At 71.7% G+C, this 14895-nt stretch carries 12 protein-coding genes and 2 pseudogenes; 7 read left to right on the top strand and 7 right to left on the bottom strand.

Annotated features, from left to right (window positions below):
- Positions 1 to 42 precede the first annotated feature (42 nt).
- The 3 genes from Cs7R123_RS09220 to Cs7R123_RS09210 are packed head-to-tail and all read right to left on the bottom strand — an operon-like array spanning position 43 to position 3310.
- Positions 43 to 1038, bottom strand: coding sequence for a TIGR03842 family LLM class F420-dependent oxidoreductase (locus tag Cs7R123_RS09220; protein WP_212825147.1), 996 nt, complete (start codon positions 1036 to 1038; stop codon positions 43 to 45).
- Between the two features lie 20 nt (positions 1039 to 1058).
- Complete coding sequence (gene hydA, locus Cs7R123_RS09215) at positions 1059 to 2465, bottom strand: dihydropyrimidinase (RefSeq protein WP_212825145.1); 1407 nt, start codon at positions 2463 to 2465, stop codon at positions 1059 to 1061.
- 8 nt (positions 2466 to 2473) lie between these two features.
- Entirely contained in the window at positions 2474 to 3310 is an 837-nt protein-coding gene (locus Cs7R123_RS09210) for a nitrilase-related carbon-nitrogen hydrolase (protein ID WP_212825143.1), read from the bottom strand.
- Between the two features lie 192 nt (positions 3311 to 3502).
- Between Cs7R123_RS09210 and Cs7R123_RS09205 the strand changes: the two genes are divergently transcribed.
- Both Cs7R123_RS09205 and Cs7R123_RS09200 read left to right on the top strand, forming a co-directional pair.
- Positions 3503 to 3820, top strand: coding sequence for a hypothetical protein (locus Cs7R123_RS09205; protein WP_212825141.1), 318 nt, complete (start codon positions 3503 to 3505; stop codon positions 3818 to 3820).
- A 120-nt stretch (positions 3821 to 3940) separates the two neighbouring features.
- Positions 3941 to 5503 carry an amino acid permease gene (locus tag Cs7R123_RS09200; RefSeq protein ID WP_212825139.1) on the top strand — a complete coding sequence of 521 codons (1563 nt, stop codon included), beginning with the start codon at positions 3941 to 3943 and terminating at the stop codon, positions 5501 to 5503.
- Positions 5504 to 5560: 57 nt separating this feature from the next.
- Here Cs7R123_RS09200 and Cs7R123_RS09195 read toward each other — a convergent pair whose 3' ends face one another.
- Positions 5561 to 5767, bottom strand: coding sequence for a hypothetical protein (locus Cs7R123_RS09195; RefSeq protein ID WP_212825137.1), 207 nt, complete (start codon positions 5765 to 5767; stop codon positions 5561 to 5563).
- A 318-nt stretch (positions 5768 to 6085) separates the two neighbouring features.
- On the opposite strand from Cs7R123_RS09195, the gene Cs7R123_RS09190 reads away from it, so the two are divergent.
- On the top strand, positions 6086 to 6289 hold the full coding sequence (locus tag Cs7R123_RS09190; RefSeq protein WP_212825135.1) for a cold-shock protein: 204 nt from the start codon (positions 6086 to 6088) through the stop codon (positions 6287 to 6289).
- 61 nt (positions 6290 to 6350) lie between these two features.
- On the opposite strand, the gene Cs7R123_RS09185 is transcribed toward Cs7R123_RS09190, so the two are convergent.
- Positions 6351 to 6722 carry an Mth938-like domain-containing protein gene (locus Cs7R123_RS09185; protein WP_212825133.1) on the bottom strand — a complete coding sequence of 124 codons (372 nt, stop codon included), beginning with the start codon at positions 6720 to 6722 and terminating at the stop codon, positions 6351 to 6353.
- A gap of 87 nt (positions 6723 to 6809) precedes the next feature.
- Between Cs7R123_RS09185 and Cs7R123_RS09180 the strand changes: the two genes are divergently transcribed.
- A complete protein-coding gene (locus Cs7R123_RS09180) occupies positions 6810 to 8585 on the top strand; it encodes a cellulose binding domain-containing protein (protein WP_212825131.1) in 1776 nt (591 codons plus the stop codon).
- Here Cs7R123_RS09180 and Cs7R123_RS40105 read toward each other — a convergent pair.
- Complete coding sequence (locus Cs7R123_RS40105) at positions 8560 to 9249, bottom strand: response regulator transcription factor (protein ID WP_244871715.1); 690 nt, start codon at positions 9247 to 9249, stop codon at positions 8560 to 8562. The two genes, Cs7R123_RS09180 and Cs7R123_RS40105, sit on opposite strands and share 26 nt — an antisense overlap.
- Positions 9250 to 9562: 313 nt before the next feature.
- A complete protein-coding gene (locus Cs7R123_RS09170) occupies positions 9563 to 10207 on the bottom strand; it encodes a response regulator transcription factor (protein ID WP_212825130.1) in 645 nt (214 codons plus the stop codon).
- 262 nt (positions 10208 to 10469) lie between these two features.
- Here Cs7R123_RS09170 and Cs7R123_RS09165 point away from each other — a divergent pair.
- From Cs7R123_RS09165 to Cs7R123_RS40100, 3 genes and pseudogenes are all read left to right on the top strand, one after another.
- Positions 10470 to 12260: pseudogene (locus Cs7R123_RS09165) on the top strand (glycoside hydrolase family 6 protein); the annotation flags it as partial.
- A gap of 6 nt (positions 12261 to 12266) precedes the next feature.
- Positions 12267 to 14396, top strand: a pseudogene (locus Cs7R123_RS09155) (cellulase family glycosylhydrolase); the annotation flags it as partial.
- A gap of 9 nt (positions 14397 to 14405) precedes the next feature.
- Entirely contained in the window at positions 14406 to 14843 is a 438-nt protein-coding gene (locus tag Cs7R123_RS40100; RefSeq protein WP_374706982.1) for a cellulose binding domain-containing protein, read from the top strand.
- Positions 14844 to 14895 lie beyond the last annotated feature (52 nt).

Genomic DNA, 14895 nt, shown 5'->3' with positions numbered 1-14895 from the left:
GTGCACTTTCCCCGAAACTGCACGCACGCCGCGGCCAGGCGGTCAGCGCAGGGCGGGGATGATGTCGCGCGCGTACGCGTCGAGGGTGTGGTCCATGTCGTCGTGCTGGAGGTACAGCGCGAACTGGTCGACGCCCAGGTCGCGTAGCGCGGTGAGCTTGGCGATGTGGGCGCTGGCCGGGCCGAGCACGCAGAAGCGGTCCACGATGGCGTCGGAGACGTAGTCGACGCCGAGGTGGCCGGCCCGGCCGTGCTCGGCGTAGTCGTAGCCCTTGCGCCCGGCGATGTATTCGACCAGGTCGTGCGGCACCGCGCCGGTGTCGCCGTAGCGGCGCACGATGTCGGCGATGTGGTTGCCGACCATGCCGCCGAACCAGCGGGTCTGCTCGCGCTGGTGGGCCAGGTCGTCGCCGACGTACGCGGGGGCGGCCACGCAGATCTTGATCGACAGCGGGTCGCGCCCGGCCCGCTCGGCGGCCTGGCGGACGGCGGCGATCATCCAGGCGGCGATGTCCAGGTCGGCCAGTTGCAGGATGTAGCCGTCGGCGACCTCGCCGGTCAGCGCGAGCGCCTTCGGGCCGTACGCGGCGACCCAGACCTCCAGCGACGACTCCTCGATCCACGGCAGGCGCAGGTCGGCACCCCGGAAGCGGACGGACCGGCCGTTGGCCAGCTCGCGGATCACCTCGACCGATTCGCGCAGGTGGGACAGGTCGATCGGGGGCAGGCCGAGGGTGCGCACCGCCGAGTCGCCCCGGCCGATGCCGCACACGGTGCGGTTGCCGTACAGCTCGTTGAGCGTGGCGAAGGTGCTGGCGGTGACGGTGGCGTCGCGGGTGCCGGGGTTGGTCACCATCGGGCCGACGACCACCCGCTCGGTCGCGGCCAGGATCGCGCTGTAGATCACGTACGGCTCCTGCCACAGCACGTGCGAGTCGAACGACCAGACGTGGCTGAACCCGCCCGCCTCGGCCCGCCGCGCCAGCTCCACGACCCGCCGTGCGGGCGGGTCGAGCTGGAACACCACCCCGATGTCCACCGTGTCCCCCGATCGAAATGTCAGCGCAGGTAGGTCGACAGCCCGCGCGGCTGGTAGCGGCCGTGCCCGGCGCGCCCGTGGTACTGCCCGTGCTCCAGCAGCACCCGGCCCCGGGAGATGACGGTCTCGACCCGCCCGGCGACCTCGAACCCCTCGTACGCGGAGTGGTCCATGTTCATGTGGTGGGTGGCGGCGCCGATGCGGGTGCGGCCGTGGGGGTCGTACACGACGATGTCGGCGTCGGAGCCGGGCGCCAGCACGCCCTTGCGCGGGTAGAGCCCGAACATGCGCGCGGGCGTGGTGGCCAGGGTCTCCACCCAGCGGGCCAGGGACAGCTTGCCGTCGACGACGCCCTGGTAGAGCAGGTCGACGCGGTGCTCGACCCCGCCGATGCCGTTGGGGATCTTCGAGAAGTCGCCCAGCCCGAGCTCCTTCTGCTCCTTGAAGCAGAACGGGCAGTGGTCGGTCGACACCACGGCCAGGTCGTTGGTGCGCAGGCCGCGCCACAAGTCGCGGTGGTGCGGCTCGTGCCTGGAGCGCAGCGGCGTGGAGCAGACCCACTTGGCGCCCTCGAAACCGGGCGCGCCGAGCTGGTCCTCCAGGGTCAGGTAGAGGTACTGCGGGCAGGTCTCGGCGAAGACGTTGCGGCCGGACTCGCGGGCCTGCGAGACGGCCGCCAGGGCCTGGGACGCGGACAGGTGCACGATGTACAGCGGGGTGTCGCCCGCGACGTCGGCCAGCGAGATCGCCCGCCGGGTCGCCTCGGCCTCCAGCTCGGTGGGCCGGGTCAGGCCGTGGTAGATCGGCTCGGTCTCGCCCCGGTCCAGGGCCTGGCGCACCAGCACGTCGATGGCCAGGCCGTTCTCGGCGTGCATCATGATCATGGTGCCGTCGCGGCGGGCCTGCTGCATGGCGCGCAGGATCTGGCCGTCGTCGCTGAAGAACACGCCCGGGTACGCCATGAACAGCTTGAAGCTGGTCACGCCCTCGCGGGCGGCCAGGTGGTCCATCGCCTTCAGGGCCTCGTCGTCGACCCCGCCGACGATCATGTGGAAGCCGTAGTCGACGTGGCAGTTGCCGTCGGCCTTGGCGTGCCAGGCGGCCAGCCCGTCGCGCACGTCCTCGCCGGTGCGCTGCACCGCGAAGTCGATGATCGTGGTGGTGCCGCCGTACGCGGCCGCGCGGGTGCCGGTCTCGAACGTGTCCGAGGCCGCTGTGCCGCCGAACGGCAGCTGCATGTGGGTGTGCACGTCGACCCCGCCCGGGATGACGTACCGGTCGGTCGCGTCGACCACGCGGGCGTCCGGCAGCGCCGGGGTGTGGTCGGGCTCGAACAGGGCGACGATGAGCTCGCCCTCGACCAGCACGTCCGCCTTGTACACGCCGGTGGCCGTGACCACCGTGCCGCCCTTGACCAGCAGGGACATCGCGCCTCCTATGCCTGGGTGAGCGGGCCGTACGCGTCGGGGCGCCGGTCGCGGTAGAACTGCCACCGGTCGCGCACCTGCGCCAGCAGGTCGAGGTCGAGGTCGCGCACGACCAGCTCGGGCGCGTGCCCGTCGGCGGCCCCGCCGACGAGCTGCCCCTGCGGGTCGACGAAGTACGAGGTGCCGTAGAAGTCGTTGTCGCCGTACTCCTCGACGCCGACGCGGTTGATCGCGCCGATGAAGTACTCGTTGGCCACCGCCGCGGCCGGCTGCTCCAGCTGCCACAGGTACGACGACAGCCCCCGGCTGGTCGCCGACGGGTTGAACACGACCTGGGCCCCGGCCAGCCCCAGCGCCCGCCAGCCCTCGGGGAAGTGCCGGTCGTAGCAGATGTAGACGCCGATCCGGCCCACGGCGGTGTCGAACACCGGGTAGCCGAGGTTGCCGGGGCGGAAGTAGAACTTCTCCCAGAAGCCCTTGAGCTGCGGGATGTGCGTCTTGCGGTACTTGCCGAGGTAGCGGCCGTCGGCGTCGATGACGGCGGCGGTGTTGTAGAGGACGCCGGGCTGCTCCTGCTCGTACACGGGCAGGATCACGACCAGCCGCAGCTGCCGGGCCAGCTCCTGGAACCGCTCGACCGTCGGGCCGGGCACCGCCTCGGCGTAGGCGTAGAACTGCGGGTCCTGCACCTGGCAGAAGTAGGGGCCGTAGAAGAGCTCCTGGAAGCAGATCACCTGGGCGCCCTGGGCCGCGGCCTGGCGCGCGTACTCCTCGTGCGCCTTGATCATGGACTCCTTGTCGCCGGTCCAGCTGGCCTGGACCAGCGCGGCTCGGATCAGCGGCATGGGTGCCTCCTGCTCGGCGACTCGGGCGGCTCGGGATGAGTCGGTAATCCAGGTAAGCAGAACCAGGCGCCGGGTCTGCGATGACAGGCCGGACATATACCCATAATCTGCCGGTACGGCCGCGGCCGTGGCCGCCGGACCGCCCGTAAACGGGGAAGCGGGCCGGGGCCGTCATGCCGCACAATGCGCGGTATGACGGGGCAACAGACCGAACTTCCGGAGTGGATGCGCAATCCGGGTGCGCAGGCGCGCATCACCCTGCGCTGGCGGTTCTCGCGCTGGATGCAGCGCCGGCGCTGGTGGCGGGCCGTGGCCGGGGTCTACTGGCGCTGGGCCGACCGCACCCGGTTCAGCGAGCGCTTCCCCAAGACCGCGGGCGTGCTCGGCTGGATCCTCGCCTTCGCCATCACGATGGCCCTGGTGACGGTCGTGTACTACCTGTACTCCAAGCTCCTGTCGCACCCTGACATCCCGGGCACCGGGCCCAGCCCGGCCCCCGGCGGCGAGTAGGCGTAGCACCGGGCGGGGGAACGCGAAAGCGTCTCAACGGAGTATTGCCATGTATCACTGCTAGGCGAAGACTCTGCGCATTCACGCTCGCCCGCCGCGCTGACCAGCCAGGGAGCCGCCATGACCGAGCCCGCGCAGTCCACCGTCGACGCCGATTCCGCCCGGTTGGCGGAGCTCGGCTACAAGCAGGAGTTGCACCGGGGTTGGAGCGGGTTCTCCAACTTCGCCATCTCGTTCTCGATCATCTCCATCCTGGCCGGGTGCTTCACCACGTTCGGCCAGGCGTGGATGAACGGCGGCCCCATCGCCATCTCCTGGGGCTGGCCGATCATCTCGGCGTTCATCCTGATCATCGGGCTGTGCCTGTCCGAGCTGGTCTCGGCGTACCCGACCGCGGGCGGCATCTACTGGTGGGCCGCCACCCTGGGCAAGCCGGTGCACGGCTGGTTCACCGGCTGGTTCAACCTGATCGGCCTGGTCGCGGTCACCGCGTCGGTCGACTACGGCTGCGCCACCTTCCTCAACCTGGTGCTGGCCAACACCGTCGACGGCTGGGCGGGCACCTTCCACCAGGCATTCCTGCTGTTCGTGGGCATCATGGTGCTGCACGCGCTGATCAACATCTTCGGTGCCCGGATCATCAACCGCCTCCAGGACGTCTCGGTCTGGTGGCACGTGTTCGGCGCGGTGGTGATCGTCGCCATCCTGGTCGCGGTGCCGAGCAAGCACCAGAGCGCCTCGTTCGTCTTCACCGAGACGGTCAACGCCAACGGCTTCTTCGGCAACAACGCCTCCGGCCTGGGCTTCTGGCTGTACGTGCTGCCCCTGGGCGGCCTGCTCACGCAGTACACCATCACCGGGTTCGACGCCTGCGCGCACGTGGCCGAGGAGACCAAGGGCGCTGCGGTCACCGCGGCCAAGGCGCTGTGGCGGTCCATCTTCTACTCGGCCGTGGGCGGCTGGATCCTGCTGCTGGCCTTCCTGTTCGCGGTGCAGGACCCGGACAAGCTGACCGCGAACTACGGCTTCGTCGGGACGCTGCTACAGGGGGCGCTGTCGGCCGGGTACTTCAAGATCGTGATCATCATCTCCACGGTCGGGCAGTTCTTCTGCGGTATGAGCTGCGTGACCTCGATGAGCCGGATGACGTACGCGTTCAGCCGCGACGGCGCGGTGCCCGGGTGGCGGCTGTGGACCCGGCTGGACCGCAACGGCACCCCGGTCTGGGCCGTGCTCGCCGGCTGCGTGGCGGGCATGCTGCTCACCCTGCCCGCGCTGTACCAGAAGAACGGCGCCCCGATCGCCTTCTACGCCGTCGTCTCGGTCGCCGTGATCGGGCTCTACCTGGCCTTCCTCATCCCGATCGTGCTGCGCCTGCGCGCGGGCGACCGCTTCGTCCCCGGCCCGTGGAGCCTGGGCCGCCGGTACAAGGTGCTCGGCTGGATCGCCGCGATCGAGATCATCGTGATCTCGATCTACTTCGTCCTGCCGACCGTGCCCGCGGGCGTGCCGTTCAGCGACGGGTTCGACTGGGCCGCGGTCAACTACGCCCCGATCGCGGTCGGCAGCGTGATCGTGCTGATCGGCCTGTGGTGGGTGCTGTCGGCCCGCAAGTGGTTCACCGGCCCCCGCCGTACCGTCGAGGAGGCCGCGGCGGCCGTGCCCGCCGACACCGCCGCCTGACCTGTACGAGGACGGCCCGTCGGCATACCGGCGGGCCGTCCTCGTCCGGCGCCGGGTTCAGTCGGCCAGCGTGGCGATCGACTGCGCCCAGCGGAAGAACTTGTTGGTGCCCAGGTCGCGCACGGTCTTGATGCCGAAAGCCTGGAACAGCTTCTCGGCGTCGCCCTCGGAGATGCCCTGGATGGCGGTCACCGGCGCGTCGGCGATGTCCCGGGCGCTCTTGCCCTCCCACGCCTTCATCAGCTTCGTCTCAAGTCCCAGCATGATCACTCCATTCGCCATGCCCGGCCGGACGGTACGCACCGGGCCAGCGAAAACGCTACGTCCGCAGTGGATGATGCGTCCAGTTGGTGACCGAGAGCGGGCTTCGTGTCGCGGTGCGTTGTGTCACTCGGTGGTGCCAGGATCACCGACACGTGGCACTCTTGCCCCACGGGGTTGGCGATCCGTGTTACATTCGCCCCGTTATAGCCATCACCTCCCGTATACCCGACCGAGCGCCCGCGGGAAACCGACCGGGCGCCGTCTGTGCTGCGGGCAGGGCGATGGCGAAACAAGCAGCCTCAACAAGGAGTATCAGACATGGCTGTCGGCACCGTGAAATGGTTCAACGCGGAAAAGGGCTTCGGGTTCATCACCCCTGACGGTGGTGGCGCGGACGTGTTCGCCCACTTCTCGGCCATCCAGGCCACCGGCTACCGCGCCCTCGAGGAGAACCAGCGGGTCGAGTTCGAGATCACCCAGGGTCAGAAGGGCCCGCAGGCCGCGAACATCCGCGCGGTCTGACCCTTTCCGGCATCAGGCCCGGCAGCCGCCCTCGGCCGCCGGGCCTGCGCCGTTCTTCCGGTCAGCAGGTGGAGTGGATGAGGGCGCCGACCGCGGTGCCCTCGGCGGCGAGGTCGTTGTAGAGGCGCACGGCCTCCTCGGTCTGCACGATGTGGACCGTCACACCCTGCTCGCGCAGCGCCTGCCCGGTCTCGGACATCACGTGCAGGCGCAGGTCCATGCCCCGGGACAGCACGATCACGGTGGCCCCGGCGGCGACGAGGTCCGCCACGTCGGCGGGCTGCACCCCCGGGAAGTGGTGGGTGCCGGTGGCGCCCCAGTCCCACTCCTTCGCGCCGCCCGGATACAGCATCACGTCGCGGAAACGTCCCGCGCCCTCGACTTCGACGATGCCCCAGGCGATCGAGACGACCTTCGGTGACTCCGTTGTCATGGCGGGCATTCTGGCACGCTCGGGCACCGTCCGCCCGCCGCGTCCGTCTACACTCCACGAGCCGACAGGACGGCTGGGGGAGGGGTCATGGCACGCCGCTGGACGGGTCGCGGCGAGCCCGCGTCCTGGCTGGCCGTCACCGTGGTCGCGGCGCGCGCGGCCGCGCTGACCACGGGCCACCTGCTGGTATGGCCCGCCGACCGCCTCGCCTGGTCCACCGGCGGCACCCTGCTCGCCCTCGCCGCCGTCCTCTGCCTGCGCGGCACCGCGAACTCCGCGCCCCGCCGCGACCGGTCCACCCGCGAGCGGTCCGATGTCACCCGCTCGGGGCGCCCGCCGTACGCCGTGCCGGCCCTGGTGCTGATCGTCGCCGACCTGGCCGTGGCGGTGACGGGGGTCGTGTCGGGCGGCGGCACGGCCGCGGCAGCCGCGGCGGTGGGCACGGCGGCGCTGTGCGGTGCCGCGTACGCCCTGCGCGGCCTCGCCCTGGCCCTGGCCGGCACCGCCGTCACCCTGCTCGCCGGCCCCGACCCGGTCGTGCTGGTCGGGATGCCCGTCGCGGCGGCCGCGACCGCCGCAGCGGTGCTGCTGTGGCGCGGCACCCTGGCCCGGGTCGCCCGCGACCGGCTCGCCGCGCGGGCCGAGGCGGTCGCCGCCGAGCGGGCCCGGGTCGCCCGCGAGATGCACGACTCGCTCAGCAAGACCCTCGACGCGATCGCGCTGGGCGCGGCCGCCCTGCCGCAGACCCTGGCCGAACCCGACCGGGCCACCCGGCTGGCCCAGGTGCTGCGCGACGGCACCCTGGACGCCGCCCGCGACGCCCGCGCCATCATCGAGGGCCTGCGCGCCCACCCCGCCGACGCGCCGCTGCCCGAAGTGGTGCGGGCCATCGCCGGGCAGTGGTCGCAGGAGACCGGCCTCGCGCTCACCCTGGACCTGGCGCCGGTCGACGCCGACCCGCAGACCGGCGTCGACCTGTGCTGGATCCTGCGCGAGGCGCTGCGCAACGTCGCCCAGCACGCGGCCGCGACCCGGGCGACGGTGCGGCTGCGCCGCGACGGCACCGACGTGCTGCTGGCGGTGGCCGACGACGGCACCGGGTTCACCGACCCGGCGGCCGGCCGGTACGGCCTGGTCGGCATGGCCGAGCGCGCCGAGGGCGGCGGCGGGCGCCTCGACGTGACGGCGGCCCCGGGCGAGGGCACCCTGGTCACCGCCCGGATGCCCGCCCAGCCGCCGCAGCTGCCGCCGGTCGTGCCCGCCGTCTCCCGCCCGGTACGCGTCGCCGCGCTCGCCGCGGGCGCCCTGCTCGCGGCCGCCCTCACCGCGGCCCTGGCCGAGCGCGAGGCGCCCGCCCCGCCCGGCGCCCTGCCGAGCCCGTCGCCGAGCGCCGCGCCCAGCTCGTCCCCGCCGCCGCCGTCCGCGTCGCCCACCGCGGCGACCCCGGTGAGCAGCGCGTCGACCCGGCCGGGCGGCGGCCCGGTGCCACGGCCCAGCGCCAGCGCGGGAACCGGCCCGACCGCCACCGGCAAGCCGCCCGCCACCGCCGCGTGCCGGGTGCGCTACAGCAAGCGCAACGAGTGGAACCCCGGGTTCATCGCCGACGTCACCGTCACCAACACCGGCACCACCACCTTCGACGGCTGGACCGTCGCGTTCGAGTTCACCGCGGGGCAGCAGCTCACCAGCGGCTGGTCGGCGACGGTGAGCCAGAGCGGGCAGCGGGTCACCGCCAACGACGGCGGCAACCACCCGGTGCTGGCCCCGGGGGAGGCGGTCGTGTTCGGCGTCCAGGGCACCTGGTCGACGTCCAACCCGGTGCCGCCCGCGTTCACCCTCAACGGGACGCGGTGCGCGGCCTGACCTGCCGTCCCTCCAGCCAGGACACCGTGGCCTGGGCCCGGTTGCGTACGCCGAGCTTGTGGTAGACCCGGCTGACCTGGTTGCGGACCGTCTTCTCGGCCAGCCCCAGCCGGGCGGCGATCTGGGTGTTGGACTCCCCGGCCGCCAGCAGCTGCATGATCTCGCGCTCGCGCCGGGTCAGGTCCGGCCGCCCCGGATCGAGTGCCGGACCGGAGCGCTGCCGCAGGTGGGCCACCACCACCGCCACCGCACCCGGGGACAGGCGGCTCTGCCCGTGCGCGCTGGCATGCACCGCGTCGAGCAGCTCCCAGCGCGTGAACTGGCCCTCGATCAGCACGCTGCACGCCCCGGCGCGCAGGCAGGCGACCGCGTCGACGTCGGGCGTACGGGAGATGAGCAGGCAGGGCACCCGGCCCACCAGCCCGGCCAGCGCGGCCAGGTCCCGCAGCGGCTCGTCGCTGTCCAGCAGCACGAGGTCGGCGTCCGGCGGCTGCGGGGCGTCCGGGTCGGGGCGGTCGTGGCAGCCGACGACGGTCGCGGCGGGCGCGGCCAGGGCGGCGTACTCCTGCGACCGGACCCCGATCACCAGCATGCGCGGCGTCGTGGGCGCGCCCGGCTGCGCGAGGACAGCCGGGCGCGGCGCGCGCCCCTCCCACCCGGACACCCCATCACCTCATCGTGTCGGTACGGCCGCGCCGGCCCAGTTCGGTCACGGATACCCACGAACGGGGCGGCCGGGTGCGGCGCGCTGGCGGAACCGGCGGGTCGGTGCCGTGCTGCCCCAGTGGGGCCCGGCTCGCCGTGTTTCGACGCCCGGAGCAGACCACGCCCCACCCCGCCCCCGCGACGGTGCCGCCCGCCCCGGCCTGGGTGCCCGCCACCTCCCGCCCTCCCAGCACCGCAGCTCACCCCCACCCGGCACACCCAACGCCACTGGGTGCGCCCGCCCGAAACTCAGGTGCGGGGTGGATGGGGCGTCAGCGGGGGCGGTTGGGGGTGCGCCAGGTGGTGACGGCCTCGTCGCGGGTGTGCGCGCCCAGCTTGGCGAAGATCCGGTTGACGTGGTTCTCCACGGTCTTGGTGGTCAGGACCAGGCGGGCCGCGATGGCGGTGTTGGACAGTCCGCCCGCGATCAGGTCCATGACCTCGCGCTCGCGGCGTGACAGCCCGTGCCGGTCGGTGCGCGGCTGCTCGTGCGCGGCCCGGCGGACGCTGGCGATCAGCACCCGGGCGGCGGTGGGGGACAGGTGCGACTCGCCCCCGGCCACCGCGTGGATGGCCTGGCGCAGCTCGGCCGGGGAGAACTGACCGTGCACCAGGTATCCCGCCGCGCCGGCCCGCACCGCGGCGAGCACGACGTCCTCGTCGACGGTGCGGGTGAGCATCAGCACCCGGCTGTGCACGCTGATCGAGGCGACCACGGACAGCCCGTCGCGCTGCGGCATCCGGTGGTCGAGCAGGGTCACCGTGGGCCGCAGCGTGGTGGCGAGCTCCAGGGCACGCAGCCCGTCCCCGGCCTCGCCGACGACGCCGATCTGGCCGTGCTCGTGCAGCATCTCCCGCAGCACGGCCCGCACGACGCTGTTGTCGTCGGCGACCAGCACGGTGATGCCATCGTCCATGCGCACACGGTAGCGGCGGGACGCCCGGCGGTGCCAGCCGTTGCGTGACGGGACGGGCACCGGACCGTCACACGGCCGACCACAATCCCGGTGCCGCCGGGACATCCGGATGCGATTGTCCCGGGTATGCGGGGACATTCGTGCCAACGATTCCCGCTTCGTTGCCAGCGGGTGAAATCCGCTTCTAGGGTCAACGCCACGGGAGCGCTCCCGAGGAGTATGGCCTGCTGGCCATGCCGCTCGGGTCAGTCCGGATCGCCCGATGTGGACTGTGCCCGCAGTGTTGTCCGCACCTTATCCGGTGCACGAGGAGGGCAGACTCGTGGGCAAATTGGGAGCGCTCCCAGAATGTCATTCCCGCTCCTTCGGAAGGCCGACGATGCAACGCAAACCAAGACGGGCCGGGTGGCGCCTGGGCGCCGCCGCGCTCGCGCTGACGACCGCGGCGGCGCTGGTCACGGTGGCCGCCTCGGCGGCCGGCGCGGCCGAGCCGCACGCGGACAACCCCTTCGCGGGGGCCACCAGCTACGTCAACCCCGACTACGCGACCCTGATCGACGGGTCCATCGCGCAGACCGCCGACGCCACGCTCAAGGCGAAGATGCAGACGGTGAAGTCGTACCCGACCGCGGTATGGCTGGACCGGATCGCCGCGATCGGCGGCGGCACCGCCAACGCCGGGCGCAAGAGCCTGGCCGACCACCTGAACCTCGCGGTGGCGCAGAAGGGCAGCGGGCCGATCACGGCCACCTTCGTCGTCTACGACCTTCCCGGCCGCGACTGTGCCGCGCTGGCGTCCAACGGGGAGCTGCCGCTGACCGCGGCGGGTCTGGCCCGGTACAAGACCGAGTACATCGACGCGATCGCGGCGGAGTTCGCCAAGCCGGCGTACGCCGGTGTGCGGATCATCGCGGTGATCGAGCCGGACGGCCTGCCCAACCTGGTCACCAACGTGGCCAGCGACCCCGAGTGCCAGCAGGCCAAGAGCAGCGGCCTCCAGGTCCAGGGGGTGCAGTACGCCCTCAACAAGCTGCATGCCGTCTCCAACGTGTACACGTACCTGGACATCGCCCACTCGGGCTGGCTGGGCTGGGACAACAACCTGTCCGGCACCGTGCAGCTGTTCACGCAGGTGGCGCAGGGCACGACCGCGGGCTTCGCCAGCGTGGACGGCTTCATCACCAACGTGTCCAACTACACGCCGACGGCCGAGCCGTTCCTGCCCGACCCGGCGCTCAGCGTCGGCGGCCAGCCGATCAAGAGCGGCACCTACTACGAGTGGAATCCGCAGTTCGACGAGTCGGACTTCACCGCGGCGCTGTACACGGCGTTCACCGGGGCGGGCTGGCCGACGGGCATCGGCATGCTCGTCGACACCTCGCGCAACGGCTGGGGCGGCGCCGGCCGGCCCACCGCGGCCAGCACCAGCACCTCGCTGAACACGTACGTCAGCGAGTCGAAGGTGGACCGGCGCACCCACCGCGGCCTGTGGTGCAACACCGCGGGCGCGGGCCTGGGCGCCCCGCCGCAGGCGGCCCCGTCCGGGTACGCCGCCTCGCACCTGGACGCCTACGTGTGGGTCAAGCCGCCGGGCGAGTCGGACGGGTCGAGCTCGACCATCCCGAACGACGAGGGCAAGCTCGCCGACCCGATGTGCAACCCGGACTACACCGCGCCCAACGCGGGCGGCAACAAGACCAACGCGCTGCCCAACGCGCCGCTGGCCGGGCACTGGTTCCACGACCAGTTCGCGATGCTGGTCGCCAACGCCAACCCCGCGGTGCCGACCGCTCCGGTCACCGACACCCAGGCCCCGTCGGTCCCGGCCGGTCTGACCGTCACCGGCACCACCGCGAGCAGCGTCGCGCTGTCGTGGACCGCGTCCACCGACAACGTGGGCGTGGCCGGGTACGACGTGTTCCGGGGCACCACCAAGGTCAACAGCTCGCCGGTGACCGGCACCAGCTTCACCGACACCGGGCTGACCGCCTCGACGGCGTACTCGTACACGGTCAGAGCTTTCGACGCGGCAGGCAACACCTCGGCCGCGTCGAGCAGCGTGACCGGCACGACCACCGCCGGCGGCGGTGACACCCAGGCGCCGAGCGCCCCGGCCAACCTGCGCACCGGCGCGGTCTCCGCGACCAGCGTGGCGCTGGCCTGGGACGCCGCCACCGACAACGTCGCCGTCACCGGGTACGACGTCTACCGCGGCGGCACCAAGGTCAACGCGAGCCCGGTGGCCGGGACGACGTACACCGACACGGGGCTGACGGCCTCGACGGCGTACTCGTACACGGTCAAGGCCCGCGACGCGGTCGGCAACGTCTCGGCGGCCTCGACGGCGCTGAGCGTGACCACCACCGGCACCACCACCGGTACGGGCAAGGACTGGCTGCACGCCGTCGGCAACAAGATCGTCGACGAGAACGGCAACGAGGTCTGGCTGACCGGCACCAACTGGTTCGGCTTCAACGCCACCGAGAAGGTGTTCCACGGCCTGTGGTCGGGCAACATCACCCAGATCACCCGGGCGATGTCCCAGCGCGGCATCAACATCGTGCGCGTGCCGATCTCCACCCAGCTGCTGCTGGAGTGGAAGAACGGGCAGGCGGCGGTGCCCAGCGGCGTCAACGCCTTCGCCAACCCGGAGCTGAACGGCAAGACCACGCTCCAGGTGTTCGACTACTGGCTGGGCCTGTGCGAGCAGTACGGCATCAAGGTCATGCTCGACGTGCACAGCGCCGAGGCCGACAACTCCGGCCACATCTACCCGGTGTGGTGGAAGGGCTCGATCACCTCCGAGCAGTTCTACCAGGCCTGGGAGTGGGTCACCGACCGGTACAGGAACAACGACACCGTCGTGGCGATGGACATCAAGAACGAGCCGCACGGCAAGATGTCCGAGAGCCCCCGCGCCAAGTGGGACAACTCGACCGACCAGGACAACTTCAAGAACGCCTGCCAGACCGCGGGCAACCGCATCCTGGCGATCAACCCGAACGTCCTCATCCTCTGCGAGGGCATCGAGATCTTCCCGAAGAACGGCACCAACTGGTCGTCGACCGCCGAGGCCGACTACTACTTCAACTGGTGGGGCGGCAACCTGCGCGGCGTCGCGGACTTCCCGGTGAACCTGGGCGCCAACCAGGACCAGCTGGTGTACTCGCCGCACGACTACGGCCCGCTGGTGTTCAACCAGCCGTGGTTCCAGAAGCCGTTCGACAAGGCGTCGCTGACCGCCGACGTGTGGGGCCCGAACTGGCTCTACATCTCCACTCAGAACAAGGCTCCGCTGCTGGTCGGCGAGTGGGGCGGCCGCCTGGGCATGGACGCGGGCCAGGACAAGTGGATGCTCGCGCTGCGCGACCTGATCGTCGAGCACAAGATCTCGCAGACGTTCTGGTGCCTCAACCCCAACTCCGGTGACACGGGCGGCCTGCTGCTCGACGACTGGGTGACCTGGGACGAGGCGAAGTACGCCATGCTCAAGCCCGCACTGTGGCAGTCGGGCGGCAAGTTCGTCGGCCTCGACCACCAGGTCAAGCTGGGCGGCACGGGCAGCACCACCGGCATCAACCTGACCGACCTGTACGGCGGCACCACCGACACCCAGGCCCCGTCCACCCCGACGGGCCTGACCGTCACCGGCACCACCAGCAGCACCGTCTCGCTGTCGTGGACCGCCTCGACCGACAACGTCGCCGTCACCGGCTACGACGTCTTCCGGGCCGGTGTGCGCGTCAACGCCAACCCGGTGCTGGGCACCACGTACACCGACTCGGGCCTGACCGCCTCCACCGCCTACAGCTACACCGTCAAGGCGCGGGACGCGGCCGGGAACGTGTCGGCGGCCTCGGCCGCGGTCACCGGCACCACGACCGCGGGCGGCGGCGACACCCAGGCGCCGAGCGTGCCGACCGGGCTGACCGTCATCGGCACCACGCAGACCAGCGTGTCGCTGTCGTGGTCCGCCTCGACCGACAACGTGGCCGTGACCGGCTACGACGTCTACCGGGGCGCCACGAAGGTCAACGCCAACCCGGTGACCGGGACGACGTACACCGACTCGGGGCTGACCGCCGCGACGACGTACTCGTACTCGGTGCGGGCCCGTGACGCGGCCGGCAACGTCTCCAGCGCCTCGGCGTCGGTGACGGCGACGACCCAGTCGACCACCCCGCCGGGCAGCCTGAAGGTGCAGTACAAGAACAACGGCGGCTCGGCCACCGACGGCGAGATCCGCCCCGGCCTCCAGGTGGTCAACACCGGCACCGGGACGCTGAACCTGAGCACGGTGAAGGTGCGCTACTACTTCACCCGCGACGGCTCGGCCACGGTCAACGTGTTCTGCGACTACGCCCAGCTCGGGTGCGGCAACCTCACCACCGCGGTGGTGAGCCTGCCGACGCCCGTCAACGGCGCCGACGCGTACCTGGAGATCGGGTTCACCGGCGGCACGCTGGCGGCCGGGGCGAACACCGGGGAGATGCAGCTGCGGATGAACAAGTCCGACTGGTCGTCGTTCAACGAGAACAACGACTACAGCTACGGCACCGCCACCGCGTTCGCCGACGCCACCAAGGTCACGGCGTACGTCAGCGGCACGCTGTCGTGGGGTGTGATCCCTTCCTGATCCGCTCCCGGACGGCCCCGCCGTTCTGAAAGACTCGCGCCCACCGGCCCGC

Origin of the sequence: Catellatospora sp. TT07R-123, from assembly GCF_018327705.1 — a bacterium.
Lineage (GTDB): Bacteria > Actinomycetota > Actinomycetes > Mycobacteriales > Micromonosporaceae > Catellatospora.
This window is presented reverse-complemented; position numbering and strand designations above follow the sequence as displayed.

Coding starts and splice junctions, on each gene's coding strand:
- hydA (WP_212825145.1), bottom strand. CDS start 2,465: ATGTCCCTGCTGGTCAAGGGCGGCACGGTGGTCACGGCCACCGGCGTG.
- Cs7R123_RS09210 (WP_212825143.1), bottom strand. CDS start 3,310: ATGCCGCTGATCCGAGCCGCGCTGGTCCAGGCCAGCTGGACCGGCGAC.
- Cs7R123_RS09205 (WP_212825141.1), top strand. CDS start 3,503: ATGACGGGGCAACAGACCGAACTTCCGGAGTGGATGCGCAATCCGGGT.
- Cs7R123_RS09200 (WP_212825139.1), top strand. CDS start 3,941: ATGACCGAGCCCGCGCAGTCCACCGTCGACGCCGATTCCGCCCGGTTG.
- Cs7R123_RS09195 (WP_212825137.1), bottom strand. CDS start 5,767: ATGCTGGGACTTGAGACGAAGCTGATGAAGGCGTGGGAGGGCAAGAGC.
- Cs7R123_RS09190 (WP_212825135.1), top strand. CDS start 6,086: ATGGCTGTCGGCACCGTGAAATGGTTCAACGCGGAAAAGGGCTTCGGG.
- Cs7R123_RS09185 (WP_212825133.1), bottom strand. CDS start 6,722: ATGACAACGGAGTCACCGAAGGTCGTCTCGATCGCCTGGGGCATCGTC.
- Cs7R123_RS09180 (WP_212825131.1), top strand. CDS start 6,810: ATGGCACGCCGCTGGACGGGTCGCGGCGAGCCCGCGTCCTGGCTGGCC.
- Cs7R123_RS09170 (WP_212825130.1), bottom strand. CDS start 10,207: ATGGACGATGGCATCACCGTGCTGGTCGCCGACGACAACAGCGTCGTG.